The sequence below is a fragment of the Streptomyces sp. NPDC058880 genome, assembly GCF_042742535.1.
Classification (GTDB): domain Bacteria; phylum Actinomycetota; class Actinomycetes; order Streptomycetales; family Streptomycetaceae; genus Streptomyces.
Map to the genome: position 1 here is coordinate 351,608 of NZ_JBHYMC010000001.1, position 13,764 is coordinate 365,371.

The 13,764-nt window shown below is 73.2% G+C and carries 7 protein-coding genes; 5 read left to right on the forward strand and 2 right to left on the reverse strand.

Annotated features, from left to right (window positions below):
* The first annotated feature begins 113 nt into the window (after positions 1–113).
* Positions 114–2,411, forward strand: coding sequence for a HelD family protein (locus tag ACFW2G_RS01615; RefSeq protein WP_384580062.1), 2,298 nt, complete (start codon positions 114–116; stop codon positions 2,409–2,411).
* Here the strand turns inward: ACFW2G_RS01615 and ACFW2G_RS01620 are convergent.
* The gene (locus tag ACFW2G_RS01620; RefSeq protein WP_384444979.1) at positions 2,401–3,903 is read right to left on the reverse strand and encodes an FUSC family protein; all 1,503 of its coding nucleotides are present in this window, start codon (positions 3,901–3,903) and stop codon (positions 2,401–2,403) included. The genes ACFW2G_RS01615 and ACFW2G_RS01620 overlap by 11 nt on opposite strands.
* A gap of 368 nt (positions 3,904–4,271) precedes the next feature.
* On the opposite strand from ACFW2G_RS01620, the gene ACFW2G_RS01625 reads away from it, so the two are divergent.
* Together ACFW2G_RS01625 and ACFW2G_RS01630 are read left to right on the forward strand one after the other, a co-directional pair.
* Positions 4,272–4,742 (forward strand): MarR family winged helix-turn-helix transcriptional regulator, encoded by a 471-nt coding sequence (locus ACFW2G_RS01625; RefSeq protein WP_037921720.1) that lies wholly within the window; start codon positions 4,272–4,274, stop codon positions 4,740–4,742.
* 140 nt (positions 4,743–4,882) lie between these two features.
* Positions 4,883–7,927 (forward strand): BTAD domain-containing putative transcriptional regulator, encoded by a 3,045-nt coding sequence (locus ACFW2G_RS01630; RefSeq protein WP_384580060.1) that lies wholly within the window; start codon positions 4,883–4,885, stop codon positions 7,925–7,927.
* Positions 7,928–8,051: 124 nt separating this feature from the next.
* On the opposite strand, the gene ACFW2G_RS01635 is transcribed toward ACFW2G_RS01630, so the two are convergent.
* On the reverse strand, positions 8,052–8,258 hold the full coding sequence (locus tag ACFW2G_RS01635; protein ID WP_037921718.1) for a hypothetical protein: 207 nt from the start codon (positions 8,256–8,258) through the stop codon (positions 8,052–8,054).
* 201 nt (positions 8,259–8,459) lie between these two features.
* Here ACFW2G_RS01635 and ACFW2G_RS01640 point away from each other — a divergent pair, with 201 nt between their 5' ends.
* Together ACFW2G_RS01640 and ACFW2G_RS01645 are read left to right on the forward strand one after the other, a co-directional pair.
* Positions 8,460–10,334, forward strand: a complete 1,875-nt coding sequence (locus ACFW2G_RS01640; RefSeq protein WP_384580058.1) for a BTAD domain-containing putative transcriptional regulator — start codon at positions 8,460–8,462, stop codon at positions 10,332–10,334.
* 91 nt (positions 10,335–10,425) lie between these two features.
* Positions 10,426–13,716 carry an amino acid adenylation domain-containing protein gene (locus tag ACFW2G_RS01645; protein ID WP_384580056.1) on the forward strand — a complete coding sequence of 1,097 codons (3,291 nt, stop codon included), beginning with the start codon at positions 10,426–10,428 and terminating at the stop codon, positions 13,714–13,716.
* Positions 13,717–13,764: the final 48 nt, after the last annotated feature.

Consider the following 13,764-nt stretch of genomic DNA (forward strand, 5'->3'; position numbering starts at 1 on the left):
CGGCCGAATGGGCAACCGAGGGAGCGGAAGGCGTATATTTATCAGTTCGCGTTTTCGTGCGAACGAAGGCGCGATAAACGCAACGTGGGCACAGTATCGCGGCAGGAGTGCAATTGTCAACTGAGGAATTCCGGAAAGAGCAGCAATTCGTCACCGATCTCTATCGGCGCCTCGACGACCTGCGCGACCAGGCCGAACAGGCGGTGGAAAGCGCCTTGCGCGATGTGGGAAGCGGCTTTCAGGCGCGTCTGGAGCGCGATGTCCTGGTGGCTGAGCAGTCCGGTCTCCTGTCCGCCCTGAACGCCGGGGAGAACGGTCTCTGTTTCGGGCGCCTGGAGTTCTCGGACGGCCGCGACCACCACATCGGCCGCATCGGGATCCGCGCGGACGACACGGAACACACGCCGCTGGTCCTGGACTGGCGCGCCGAGGCCGCCCGTCCCTTCTACCTCGCCACCGGACACACCCCGATGGGGTTGCGCCGGCGTCGGCACATCAGCAGCCGGGGCCGGGTGGTCACCGCCCTGCACGACGAGATCCTGGACCTGGCCGACGCGGAGCGCACCGGCCACGAGGGTTCCGACGCCGACGCGGTCCTGCTGGCCGCGCTCGACGCCGCCCGCACCGGCCGCATGCACGACATCGTGCGGACGATCCAGGCCGACCAGGACCGGGTCATCCGCTCCCCGCACCGCGGGGTGCTCGTCGTCGAGGGCGGACCCGGCACCGGCAAGACCGCGGTCGCTCTGCACCGCGCGGCCTACCTGCTGTACGCCCACCGCGAGCTGCTCGCCAGGCGCGGTGTGCTGATCGTCGGGCCGGGTCCGGCCTTCCTCGGCTACATCGGCGGGGTCCTCCCCGCGCTCGGCGAGACGGGCGTGCTGCTGTCCACCCCGGGCGAGCTGTTCCCCGGGGTTCACGCCACCGGGACCGACCGCCCCGGGGCCGCCGCCGTGAAGGGCCGCGCCGCGATGGCCCAGGTCCTCGCCCGGGTCGTGGCCGACCGGCAGCGCCTGCCGGAGCACGTGCCGGCGGACAGCGGCGAGGAGTACGACACCGTCCCCGAGCCCGCGCTGGAGATCGACCACGACGACTACGGGACCCTGCTGCTGGACCGCACGATGGCTCACGGGGCACGGGATGCGGCCCGGGCCACCGGGCTGCCGCACAACCGGGCGAGGCCGGTCTTCGCCTTCCGGATCATCGACGCGCTCACCGCGCAGCTCGCCGACCGACTGGGCGCCGACCCGTACGGCGGACCGAACCTGCTCGGCCCCGACGATGTCGCCCAGCTCGGCAAGGAGATCGCCACGAGCCCCGCCGTGCACGCGGCGATCGACACGCTGTGGCCCCCGCTCACGCCGCAGCAACTGATCGTCGACTTCCTGGCAGAGCCCACGCACCTGCCCGACGACGAGGCCCGGCTCGTCCGGCGGAGCCCCTCGGCGCGGCCCGACTGGACCCCGGCCGACGTGCCGCTCCTGGACGAGGCGGCCGAGCTGCTCGGAGAGGACGACAGCGCGCTGCGCGCCGCCGAGGAGCGGCAGCGCGAGCGGCGCATCGCGTACGCGCAGGGCGTGCTGGACCTGTCCGCGGGTTCCCGGTCGTACGAGTTCGAGGACGAGGAGAGCGAGTACCTCGCGGCGCACGACATCATCGACGCCGAGCGGATGGCGGAGCGTCACGAGGAGGCCGACCACCGCAGCACCGCCGAGCGTGCCGCGGCCGACCGGACCTGGGCGTTCGGGCACGTCATCGTGGACGAGGCGCAGGAGCTGTCGGAGATGGCGTGGCGGCTGCTCATGCGGCGCTGCCCGACCCGCTCGATGACCCTGGTCGGCGATCCGGCGCAGACCGGGGACGAGGCGGCCTGCGGGTCCTGGGAACGGATCCTCTCGCCGTACGTGGGCGAGCGCTGGGAGCTGGTCCGGCTGGGGGTGAACTACCGTACGCCGGCCGAGATCATGGAGGTGGCGGCGGCCGTGCTGCGCGAGCGCGATCCGGGCTTCGAACCACCGCGTTCGGTACGGGCCACCGGAGTGCGGCCGTGGGGGCGGGAGGCCGACGACCTCGCCGGGGCGGTTGCGCAGGCCGTGGAGCGGGAGCGGTCGGCCGGACGGCGGCTGGCGGTGATCGCGCCGCGGGATCTGCACGGGGCGCTGGCGGGCGGGCTGCCGGAGGTGCGGCAGGAGGAGGGGCCCGATCTGACGCGGGAGGTCGTCCTGCTGGATCCTCGCCAGGCCAAGGGGCTGGAGTTCGACACGGTGATCGTGGTGGAGCCGGCCGATCTGGGGCCGAGCGACCTGTACGTGGCGCTGACCCGGGCGACCCAGGCCCTGGGCGTGGTGCACTCCCCCGGCCGGACGCCCGCGGGGCGGGCGCCGGCCTGGGGAGGGCTGCTCAGGCGCTGATGACGAACGGGGCCTTGGGGTCGCTGCCCAGCGGCGTGGCCAGTTCGGCGAGGGCCCGCTCCAGGCCCTGGAGGTGGGCGAGCGCGGGCTCGGTCGTGGCGGCGGGCGGCGCGGTGGCGTCCGCCGACGCGGGGCCTTCGAGTTCCCTTTCCCCGACGGTCAGTGCCTGCACCGCGGCCTCGACGCGCCAGCAGGCCGCGGCGAGGCGGGCGTCGTGGCCGGCGTCCGGATCGGCGGCGACGGCCACCAGGCCGCGCACCTCGCGGGCGCAGTCGTCCAGCAGGGTGATGACCTGGCCGGCGCGGGCCTTGCGCGCGCGGAACGGACTGAGCGGGTGGACCAGCGGCGCGAGCGCCATCCGGACCCGGGCCAGCAGCGTCTCCAGCTCCGCGGCGTGCGGGGCGGGATCCGCCGCCGGGGAGCCGGCGAGGCGGGCGGTGGCCTCGGCGGTGGCCGCGTGCACGCAGAGCAGGGCGCGCTGGATCCAGGCGTCGTTCGTGGCGTGGGTGGTGACCGGCAGGACGAGCACCACGGCCAGCGCGGCGCACAGGGCCCCGACGGCGGTCTCCTCCAGGCGGAGCACGAGCAGGCCCGGGTCCAGCACGCCGAGGAGGCCGTAGAGCAGGCCTGCCATGAGCGTGACGGCGAGGATCATCCAGCTGTACGAGACGGCGGCCGTGTAGAAGATCCCGAACACGCAGGCCCCGACCAGGAGGGCGGTGGGCACGGGCGCGCCGTCCAGCGGGATCGCGATCAGCACCCCGGCCACCACGCCGACGACGGTGCCCAGCACCCGGCGGAAGCCGCGGACGAGCGTCTCCCCGCGCGAGGCGGTGTTGACGAAGATCCACCAGGCGGTGCCGACGGCCCAGTACCAGCGCTCCTCGGAGAGCACCTGGCCGACGCTGAGGGCGACGGCGCAGGCGGCGGTCGCCTGGAAGGCCTGGCGGGTCGTGTGCCGGGCCAGGCCGCGGCCGGGCAGCGGCGCGGGGGCGGCGGGCGGCGGAGTGCGCCGCTCGATGGGCCACAGCAGGAAGCGCACGGCCGCGGCGGCGCCGAGGGCGAGGCCCACGGCGGCGTACAGCTCGGGGAGCTGCGCGGGGAGGGCGTGCAGGAACTGCGTGATGAAGAAGTTCATGAACGCGAAGATCCCCAGGGCATGACCGCGCGGACCCCATCGGCGGGCGTAGACCCCGCAGAAGACGACGAGGACGAAGGCTGCGTCGCGCAGCGGGGTGACCCCGTGCAGGGCGGTGGCGAGGGCCAGGACCGGGAATCCGGCAGCGGGAAGCAGGGCGGTGGTGGCGGCCTGGCGGCGCACGCTGGCGTCGGTGACGGTGAAGAGCGCGAGCAGGGCGGCGAGGCCGCCGGTGATGGAAGCGGTCAGGGAGAGACCGCACAGTTCGGCGAGGGCTGCGGCGGCGCCGACGCCGATCACGGCGCGGGCCGAGGTCCTGAGCCGCAGGCGCCCCGGATCCGGAGCTACGAACATCCTCTTCACAGCGGTGTGCCGCCCCCCTGGAACGGTGCGCGCCGGCCCGGCGCCGCCCGGGGGTGGTGGGCGGCGGACGGGCACGGCGAAGGCGCCGCGCTCCGGAACCGGCCTCGTTGCCGTCCGGCGCTGCGCGGCGCCGTAAGTACATGGATAGGACACAGATAAGCACCTGGAGGCCCACTGGCTCAACTCGTGACCGGTGGGCAGGGCCATTGGCATGGCCCCTGAGGGGATTCGTCGGCCATGATGCGGCCAACGGACCAGTCGGGGAGGCTGCTCGACCTCGACCGCGCAGGGCTCTCGTCCGGGCGACCACGCGCTGTTATCGTGCAGCGACCCGGGGGGCGTACGGAAGGGGGCCGGCGTTGACGCGTACAGCGGAGTCCGGGCAAGTCGAGGCGTTCAGCCGGGCCGCCGTGGCGGTCTTCCGACTGAACGGACGGTTCACCGCGGCCGTGGACCGGCTGGCGCTGTCGGTCGGGCTCAGCGCGGCACGCTGGCAGATCCTGAGCACGGTGACGGACGAGTCGCTGTCGGTCTCCGAGGTCGCCCGGCGGGTGGGGACCACCCGGCAGAGCGTGCAGCGCATAGCCGACCTGCTCGTGTCCCAGGGGCTCGCCGCCTACCTGGACAATCCGGCGCACCGGCGGGCGAAGCTCCTCGCCGCCACCGAGCGGGGCGCGGCGGCGAAGCGGGAGATCGACTCCTGCCTGGCGGAGCTGGCTCGGCATCTGTGCGAGAGCCTGGGGGGCGAGGAGGAGGTGCACCGGACGGCCGAGATGCTTCGGGGGCTGTCGGGCGCCCTGTCCTCGGTCGGCGGCGGCGACTCTCCGTGATGAACCCTCAGGCGCTCTACGCCTATACGGACAAGCTGGCCTGAAACAGCCGGTGATTTTCCCAAAGGTTGACTGCACCGGGGAATCGTCTTTGCGGTACCGTTCGCGCCTGACGCGGGGTTTCAAAGGCGGGGGACCTGTTGAATCGGTTTGTCTTCAGACTGCTGGGGCCACTGCTCGTCCAGGCCGAGGACGGCCCCTTGCGCATCAACGGCCGGCGCCAGGCGACCGTCCTCGCGATGCTGGTGCTCTACGCCGACCGCGTCGTCTCGGTGGACACCCTGGTGGACGCCGTCTGGCCGGATTCCCCTCCCGCGACGGCGCGGAACCAGATCGCGATCTGCGTGGCCACCCTGCGCAAGACCTTCAAGCAGGCGGGAGTGACCGACGTGCTGATCACCTCTCCCCCCGGCTACCTGCTGGCCAAGGGCGAGCACCGCATCGACGTCCAGGAGTTCCTGGAACGGGCCGACCAGGGCCGCGATGCCGCCCGGCATGGCCGCACCGAGGAGGCCTGCACGCTGTTCGAGGAGGCGCTCAGCATCTGGCGGGGCTCGGCGCTCGACGAGACGCCCGGGTCCCGGCTGGAGGCCGAGGCGACGCGCCTGGAACAGGTGAGGCTCACGCTGGTCGAGGAGCGCGCAGGGCTGATGCTCCAGCTGGGCCGGCACCGTGTACTGATCGGCGAACTCACGGAACTGGTGGCCCGGCACCCGCTGCGCGAGCAGTGCCGCGAACACCTCATGCTCGCCCTGTACCGGTCGGGCCAGCGGGCCGAGGCCCTCGACGTCTTCCTGCACGGCCGCCGGTTACTGACCGAGCAGCTCGGGATCGAGCCCGGTCCGGGGCTGCGCCAGCTGCACGACCTGATCCTGCGGGACTCACCGGAACTGACCCGGCCCCCGGCCGTGGTCACCCCCGCACCCGCCGCCGTGCACACGATTCCGGCGCAACTCCCGGCCGGGGTCATGGCGTTCACCGGGCGCCAACGCGAGATGGCCTCGCTGGACCGGCTGCTGAAGGAACCGTACAACCCGCACACCCCCGCCCTGGCGACGATCGTGGGCGTGGGCGGGGTGGGCAAGACGGCACTGGCGGTGCACTGGGCGAGCCAGGTCGCCGACCAGTTCCCGGACGGTCAGCTCTTCGCCGACCTGCGGGGATACGACGAGGAGCAGGCACCGGTGTCCCCCGCCGCCGTGCTCGACCGCTTCCTGCGCGCTCTCGGCATCGCCGCACCCCAGGTCCCGGCCGACCCCGACGAGCGGGCCTCACTGCTGCGGAGTCTGCTCAGCACCCGCAAAACGCTGATCGTCCTGGACAACGTACGCTCCTTCCAACAGCTCAGACCCCTGCTGCCCGGCGGCGGACGCAGCGTGGTGCTGGCCACCAGCCGGGAGAACCTGGGTGACCTGACCGGCGACTACACGGCGCTGAGCATCCGGCTGCGGATGCTGGAACCGGCTGAGGCGACCGCCCTCCTGATCAAACTGGCCGGGGCGGACCGGTTCGGCAGCGACCCGGTGGCGGTGGAGCAGCTCGGCGCGCTCTGCGACTGCCTGCCGCTGGCACTGCGGATCGCCGGAGCGCGGCTGGCGGCCAAGCCCAACCTGAGCGTGCGCAGCCTGGTGGAGCGGCTGCGCGACCACCGGTCCCGACTCGACGTACTGAGCCCGGGAGAGGGCGGGGTGCGGGCCGGCTTCCGGCTCACCTACCGGGACCTGCCGCCGGAGGCGGCCCGGATGTACCGGCGCCTCGGGCTGCTGCGCACGGCGGACTTCGCCGCCTGGGCGGGCGCGGCCGTACTGGACACCAGCGTGTGGCACGCGGAGGAGCTGATCGACCACCTGGTCGACGCCCAGCTGCTGGAGGTGGCGGAGGCGGCGCCGGGCCGGCCGGCCCGCTACCGGTTCCAGGACCTGCTGCGGCTGTTCGCCCGGGAGCGGGCGGAGTCGGACGAGCCGGAGGAGGAGACGGACGCCGCGCTGGAGCGGGCCTTCGGGGCCTGGCTCTGGCTGGCGGAGGAGGCGCACCGGCGGATCGACGGCAGGCGGTTCCCGGTGGGCCGGCCGGCGGCGCCCGCGCCCGGCTTCCTCGGCGAGCTCGCCGAGGAACTGCTGGGCTCGCCGATGGAGTGGTTCGAGTCGGAGCGCACCGCGGTGACCGACGTGGTGGCCCAGGCGGCGGAGACGGGCCGGGCCGGCTACGCCTGGATGCTGACCGAGAGCGCGGTTCCGCACTTCGAGACGAAGAACTACCTGGAGGACTGGCAGCGCAGCGCCGAACAGGCCCTGGCCTCGGCCCGGCGGGCCGGCGACGAGCAGGGCGAGGCGACGATGCTGCGGCTCCTGGGGTCGCTGGCGATCTACCAGCGGCGCTACGAGCAGGCCGAGGGCTGGAACATGGCCGCGCTGCGGCTGTTGCGCAGCACCGGTGACCTGGACGGGGCGGCGCTCGCGCAGCGGAACCTGGCCATGTGCGCACGTTTCCAGGGTGACTGGGAGCGGGCGCTGGAGTACTGCGAAGCGGCCCTGAGTGGTTTCCACGCCTCCGGCGACATCGGGAACGAGGCCCATCTGCTGGGCTTCCAGGCGCAGATCGAGCTGGACCGGGGAAACGTGTCGGCCGCGCTGCCGCTCGCGGAACAGGCGGTGGCACTGAGCCGGCGTACCGGATCGGTGCGGGCGGAGGCGCAGAGCGTGTACCGGCTGGCCGAAGTGCGGCTGCGTGCGGGCGATCTGGGTGAGGCCGGCAAGGCGTTCGGCGCCGTACTGCGACTCACCCGCGGTGAGGGCGACCGGGTCGGCGAGGCCCACGCGCTGCGGGGTCTGGGGCAGACGCAGTGGAGCCAGGGCCTGCTGCAGGCGGCGGGGGACACGCTGCAACAGGCCCTGGAGATCACTGATGAGCTGGCGGACCGGTTTCTCTACGCGCGGGTGGAAACGGACCTCGGATGCGTGGACGCACTCGGGGGCCGCTGTGCGGAGGCGGCGGAGAGGTTCCGGCGGGCCTGTGCCGGCTTCGGCGAGGTCGGCGCGCAGCCCTGGCGGGCGCAGGCGGGCCGGCTGCTGACGGCCGTGCGGGAGGCAGCGGGAGAACCGGGCCGTGGGGAGTCCGGAGGGCTGCCGCATCGTTCCTTCACTCCGGAGGAACTGACGGCCCTCCTGGCGCATCCGGCGGACTGACGCCCGTCCGGTACGGATCGGGCCGCGGCGGCGGCATGCGCGCGAGTGCGGGATTGCGGTGGTGCGGTGGTGTGGTCGTGCGGGTTCGCGGTGGTGCGGTACGTCGGCGGGCGCCGGCCGCCGGTCAGCCCCAGGGCATGTCGCCGTGGGTGCCGGCGGAGCCCGGGTGCGAGGGGTGCACCGGCTTGACGATCCCCCACGGCATGTCGTCCGCCACGACGCTCGTGCCCCCGTCCGCCGTGACGGCCGAGACGGCCCCGGTACCCACGAACATTCCCGCAAGAACGACCAGGCAGGCGGCCGTCGTCTTCGCCGTCCGGGTGCTGCGCATCTCAGGTTCCCCTCTCGGTGGATCATCTCTGCACCGCTCGCTGCGGCACGAACGGAACAGTAGGGACGGCTCCTTTCTCTTCCGTGTTCCACCGATTTCGCGACCCGGGCACACCGCGAAATCGACACGATATCGAGGAGACAACGGACTCCTCTAGCTTCGTTCGAAGATTCTTCTCAGGAATCACGGATGGGGCGGTACATGGAATTCCGAGTGCTCGGGCCAGTAGAGGTACGGCGGGACGGCCACCGGGTCGCGTTCTCCGGAGCGAAGCTGCACACCGTGCTCGCGGCGCTCCTCCTGGCCCGCGAAGAGGTCGTGTCGGACGATCGGCTGTGCCGGCTGCTGTGGGGCTGGGCGCCTCCGGCCACGGTCAGCGCACAGCTCTACACCTATATTTCGCGCCTGCGCAAGATTCTCGGCGACGATGTGACGATCGATCGCAGACCGCCGGGATATGCCATGAGCATCGGTAATGCGACCGTCGACCTGGACGAATTCGAGAAGCTGGCGCTCGCCGGCCGCGAGGCACTGGTCAAAGAGGACTACGAACGCGCCGGAGAGCTGCTGCGCGACGCCCTGGCCCGGTGGAACGGCCAGCCGTTCGCGAACGCCACGGAATACCTCGCGGACGCCGAGGCCCCGCGGCTGACGGAGGCCCGGGCCGTGACCCTGGAGCACCGCATCGCCGCGGACCTCGCCCTCGGCCGGCACGAGCAGATCACCGGTGAGCTCACCGGGCTGGTCGCCGAGTTCCCGTTGCGCGAGCGCATCCGCTGCCAGCTGATGACCGCCCTGTGCCGGTCCGGGCGGCAGGCGGACGCCATCCACCTCTACCACCACGGCCGCGCGGTACTGGCGGACGAGCTCGGGATCAATCCGGGCGAGGAGCTCCAGGCCACCTACCGGGCGCTGCTCGACGGCACACTCGACCGCCGGCCGGTGGCCGCGCCCGCCGTACGCGCGGCCGCCCGGCCGCGGCCGTCCGGACCGTCGGCCGGGGCTCCGGCGATGCTGCCGCCGGACACCGTCGACTTCACAGGCCGGGGACCGGAACTGGAGCTGGTGTGCCGCGCGCTCGCCCCCGATCGGCAGAGCTCCGGACGACCCCGCCGGGTGCTGGTCACCGGCATGGCGGGGCTGGGCAAGACCGCCCTGGCCGTGCACGCGGCCCACCGCTGCCAACGACACTTCCCCGACGGGCAGTTGTACGCCGATCTGCGCGCCGCGGACGGTACCCCGCGGCACCCCGCCCGGGTGCTGCGCCTTCTGCTGCGGGCGCTGGGCCCGATGGACGACGTACCGGCCGCCGACGACCAGGACCAGTTGGTGCGCCTGTACCGGGAGCGGACCCGGGGCAGGCGGCTGCTGATCGTGCTGGACAACGCCTCGGGCGCCGCCCAGCTGGGCCCGCTGCTGCCCAACACCCCCGAGCCCGCCGTACTGGTGACAGGGCGTACGGCGCTGCCCACGGTGGCCGGGGCGCACACCGTGGCCCTCGCCCCCTTGCAGCCGCGGGACTCGCTGGAGCTGCTCGCCGCTGCGGCCGGCCCCGCCCGGGTGGCGGCCGCCCCGTGCGCCGCCTCCGCGATCGTCGAGCACTGCGCCGGCCTGCCCCTGGCGCTGCGGATCGTCGGAACCCGGATCGCGGCCCGGCCGCACTGCACTCCTGACCGGCTGGCCCGCAGGCTGGCGGATCCCGTCACCCGGCTGCGTGAGCTGCACTCCGGCGACCTGGACGTGCACACCTCCCTGCTGCCGTCCTGGCGTGCGCTGGAGCCGGAGGTGCGGGCGGTGTTCCCGGCGCTGGCCGCGCTGGGAGCGCTGCCCTTCCCGGCCGCCGAGGCGGCGACGGCACTGGACCTGCCGGAGGCGGAGGCCGAGCGGCTGCTGGAGGCGCTCGCCGACGCGGCCCTGTTGGAGGTGAGCGGCGCCGACGAGTGGGGCCAGCCCTGCTACCTGTTCCATCCGCTCGTACGCCTCTTCGCGCTCTCCCTGGCGCAGGGGCGGGCTCCGGTGTCCGGCGGGCCGGCCGGCCTTGCGGAGCATAACCGGCGGCTAACTCGCCGCCCCTAGCCTCGCCCTGCCCCGCAGCAGGGCGTCCCCGGCCCGCATCCACCCGTGCACGCAACAGCCAACGGCCCGTAACACCGAATGGAGTTGGACCATGACCGAGCTCCTGCCCGCCCGCGCGGACAGTGCCGCGTCCTTCCCGATGACCGAGACGCAGCAGGCACTGATGATCGGGCGGGGCGAAGCCGTCGAGATGGGCGGCATCGGCTGCTACGGATACTTCGAGTGGGAGCGCGCCGACCTCGACCCGGAGCGGTTCGCCACCGCCTGGCGCAGGGTGGTCGCTCGCCACGACATGCTCCGGGCGATCGGCAGCACGGACGGCACCCAGTGGGTGCCGTCCGACCCGCTGCCGTTCGAGATACCGGTCGTGGACCTGCGCCACCTGTCCGCCGTTGCCGCCCGTGAGCACCTCGCCGCCCTGCGCGAGGAGATGAGCCACGTGGTCTTCCCGGTGGGCAGCTGGCCGCTGTTCGACCTGCGGATCTTCCGGCTGGGCGGCCCCGAAAACCTCGGCCGCGTCCACCTGGGGATCGACCTGCAGGTGCTGGATGCCTCCAGCGCCTTCCAGGTGCTCTTCCCCGAGCTGGTCGACCTGTACGAGAACCCGGAGGCGGAACTCCCCCAGCCCGGAATCGGCTTCGCCGAATACGCCCGCTGGCGCGCCGAGGCCCTGCCGCACACTGAGGCCTTTCGCGCCGCGCGCGACTACTGGGTGGAGCGCGTGCCCACCCTGCCGCCGGCCCCGTCGCTGCCCACCGGCGGCTCCGGCGGGGACACCGGCGAAGTCCGCTTCGACCGGCGCGAGCACCGTCTCTCCCCCGCCGACTGGCAGCGGTTCTCCGCGCGGGCGCAAGGAGCGGGCCTGACCCCGTCGGTGCTACTCACCGCGGCCTTCGCCGAGGTGGTCCGGGCCTGGGCGGAGGAGTCCGACTTCACGATCAACTACCCGGTCTTCCAGCGCCCGGCCGTGCACCCGGACATCACCGGCGTGCTCGGCGACTTCACCAATGCGGTGATGCTCGCCGCCGACGGTTCCGGCGCGACCTTCCTGGACCGCGCACACGCCCTGCGCGACCAGCTCGCCCGCGACGTGGAGCACGGGGCCTTCAACGGCGTGCGCGTCCTGCGGGAGCTGACCCGCCTGCACGGTGTGGGCGCGCAGGCGGGGATGCCCGTGGTCGTCACCAGCCTGCTCGACTACCCGGTGCGCCGGCCGGTCACGGACCTGGGCCGGGAGGTGTACTCGATCTCGCAGACCCCGCAGGTGACGCTCGACGTGCAGCTGCGCGAACTGGCCGGAGAGCTCCGCGTCATCTGGGACTTCGTGGACGGCGCCTTCGCTCCCGGGTTCGTCGACGCCGCCTTCGGCGTGTACGTGGACCTCCTGGAACGGCTCACCGACGACCCGGACAGCCTGCACACCACCCGCTTCGACCTGATCCCGCCGGCCGAGCGGGAGCTGCGCCGCAAGGTCAACGACACCGCCGGGCAGATCCCGTACACCACCCTGCACGAGCTGTTCGCCCGGCAGGCCGAGCTCACACCCGACGCGGAGGCCGTGGTGGACGCCACCGGGCGGCGGCTCAGCTATGCCGAGCTGGCCGCGTACGCCTGGCGGATCGGGCACACCCTGCGCGAGCACGGGGCGGCTCCCGGCGAGCTGGTCGCCGTCGTGATGGAGAAGGGCTGGGAGCAGTACGCCGCGGTGTACGGGATCCTCGCCTCCGGCGCGGCCTACCTGCCACTGGACGCCTCCGTGCCGCCGGAGCGGCTGCGCCGGCTGCTGGCCGAGGCCAAGGTCGACCGGATCCTCACGCAGTCCTCGCTGGAGTCCCGGATCAGCTGGCCGCCCACCGCCCGCCGGTATCGGGTGGACAAGGACTTCGAGACCGGCACCGCCACGCGGCCCGACACCGCGCAGACCCCGGCGGACCTCGCGTACACGATCTTCACCTCGGGCTCGACGGGCGAGCCGAAGGGCGTGATGGTCGACCACATCGGTGTGGTCAACCTGATCCGCGACGTCGCGGCACGCTTCGAGGTCGGTGCACGGGACCGGCTGCTGGCCATCTCGGGGCTGCACTTCGACGCGTCCATCTACGACGTCTTCGGGGTGCTCACGCAGGGCGGGACCGTGGTGGTGCCGCCGCCGTTCGACCACGCCGAACCCGATGTCTGGGCCGATCTGGTGCAGACGGAACGGGTCACGCTCTGGAACTCCGTGCCCGTCCTGATGGAGCTGCTCGTCGGCGAGGCAGAGGTGCGCGAGCGCCGCGGCGGCGGCCGACCGCTGGAGTCGCTGCGGCTGTCGGTGCTCTCCGGCGACTGGATCCCGCTGACCCTGCCGGACCGGCTGCGCGCGCAGAGCCCGCGGATCCAGGTCGTGGGCTCGGGCGGTCCGACCGAGACGATCTGCTGGTCGCTGTTCCAGCCGATCGGCGAGGTCGACCCGTCCTGGACGAGCATCCCCTACGGCAAGCCGATCACCAACCAGCGCTACTACATCGTCGACGGCGCGGCGTACGAGCGCCCCCTCGGGGTCGTCGGCGAGATGGCCGTGGCCAGTGACGTCGGCCTCGCGCTCGGCTACTGGAACGACGCCGATCGCACCGCGAGCCGCTTCGTGCGCCTGCCGGAGACGGGCGAACGCGCCTATCTGACCGGCGACCTGGGCCGCTACCTGCCGGACGGCAGCATCGAGATCCTGGGCCGGGACGACTTCCAGGTCAAGATCCAGGGCCACCGGATCGAGCTGGGCGAGATCGAGGCCGTGCTGCGCCAGGACGAGGAGGTCGAGGCGGCCGTGGTGGTGGCCCCCGCCAGCGCCCACGGAGTGCGGCGCCTGCACGCCTTCGTGGTCGCCGGCGCCGACGGCGATGCCGCCGCGGCGGACCGGGTGCTGGAGCGGCTCGCCGCGCAGCTGCCCGGCTCCATGGTGCCCGCCACACTGACCGTGCTGGACGAGCTGCCGCTGACCCGCAACGGCAAGGTCGACCGGCTGCGGCTGGCCTCCTCCGCCGGGAGCCGGCAGTCCGCCGACGACGAGGCCGCACGGGAGGGCGGGGACGGGACGGGCAGTGCGCTGGAGCTGGTACTGTGCGCGGCCGTCGCCGACATCCTCGGTCTGGACGGGGTGGCGCCCGGCGACAACTTCTTCACCCTGGGCGGCGATTCGCTCAGCGGGACCCGGCTCGCGGGGCTGCTGGGGCAGCTGCTCGGGGTGCCGGTACCGGTCAAGACCGTGTTCCAGAACCCGGTGGTCTCCGAGCTCGCCGAGAAGATCGCCGCGGACGGGCAGCACGGTGCGGAAGCGGTCCGGGCAGCCGAGGCCTTCGGTGCGCTGGAGGCCGACGGGACGGACACCGCCGATGCGGCCCGCTGAGGACACCGGCGCATCCAGCACGGCCATCACGGACGATTCCGAGAGGGG

Excerpts from the sequence above, each read along its gene's own strand:
- ACFW2G_RS01635 (WP_037921718.1), bottom strand. The coding sequence starts at position 8,258 with ATGCGCAGCACCCGGACGGCGAAGACGACGGCCGCCTGCCTGGTCGTT.
- ACFW2G_RS01640 (WP_384580058.1), top strand. The coding sequence starts at position 8,460 with ATGGAATTCCGAGTGCTCGGGCCAGTAGAGGTACGGCGGGACGGCCAC.
- ACFW2G_RS01620 (WP_384444979.1), bottom strand. The coding sequence starts at position 3,903 with ATGTTCGTAGCTCCGGATCCGGGGCGCCTGCGGCTCAGGACCTCGGCC.
- ACFW2G_RS01645 (WP_384580056.1), top strand. The coding sequence starts at position 10,426 with ATGACCGAGCTCCTGCCCGCCCGCGCGGACAGTGCCGCGTCCTTCCCG.